Source organism: Thauera sp. ZXT1-4, assembly GCF_052598215.2.
Genome location: NZ_JBQWSN020000123.1, coordinates 1 through 761 on the forward strand (window position 1 = coordinate 1; position 761 = coordinate 761).

Genomic DNA, 761 nt, shown 5'->3' on the forward strand with positions numbered 1-761 from the left:
CGGGGTTGGCGAGCGTGATGGTCTCGACCGGGACGCGCGTCTCGTCGAAGAACAGAGGGCAGAAGCTGAAGCCCGCTTGCGATGCGTGGAGAGTTAGTACCCGGCCTCCTTCTGATGCCGGAATGCCAAGACATACACCGCATCAGCTGTCTGTTCATGCCGATACAGTGCGACATAGCCGGAGTCCCCGAAGGCAATCACTAACTCGCGCAGTTCAGGCATCTCAGGGAACGGTCTGCCAATGTCGGGGGCTGTTTCCAGCAGCCGCAATTGCCGCTCGATCGCCTGACCCGCCCGTCGAGCGGCTTCTGGTGCTTTGGTGGCCAGGAACTCGCGGCATCGCTCCAAGCCTTCCGCTGCGCCTGCGGTGACGATTACGTGTGGCACACGGGCACCGTCGTTTCGTCTTCGGTGCCCCAGGTGTTCAACCAGGTGCGAACCTCCTGCCCTGTCAGGTGCTGACCTGTTTCTTGATAGGCCACCCACGATGCCAAGGCTTCCTGCTTGAAGTGTTCACGGGCTTCCTCACGCTCGACGTACTGCTGGATCGCTTCAAGCATGATCCAGTGTGCCGAGCGGCGTCGCTGACCGGCGAGTTGCTGGACGCGACCTTTCAACGCGTCGTCAATCTTGAGTGAGGTTGCCATGACTCTTCTCTTATCGCGAAGTAATACCGAAGGATACTCCGGTTCCTCCTGCTCTGCCCTGTCCGTCAAACGATCATTAGGCGGCCAAACCGGACGCCTGTCCGAAAACATCTT

Annotated in this window: 2 protein-coding genes; both read right to left on the reverse strand. The window is 59.7% G+C overall.

Annotated features, from left to right (window positions below; translation table 11 throughout):
- Window positions 1-93: 93 nt before the first annotated feature.
- Window positions 94-387 (reverse strand): type II toxin-antitoxin system RelE/ParE family toxin, encoded by a 294-nt coding sequence (locus ACUH78_RS19425; protein ID WP_445334399.1) that lies wholly within the window; start codon window positions 385-387, stop codon window positions 94-96.
- A partial coding sequence (locus ACUH78_RS19430) for a CopG family ribbon-helix-helix protein (RefSeq protein ID WP_445334400.1) occupies window positions 375-761 on the reverse strand: 387 nt, incomplete at its 5' end. The genes ACUH78_RS19425 and ACUH78_RS19430, both read right to left, overlap by 13 nt.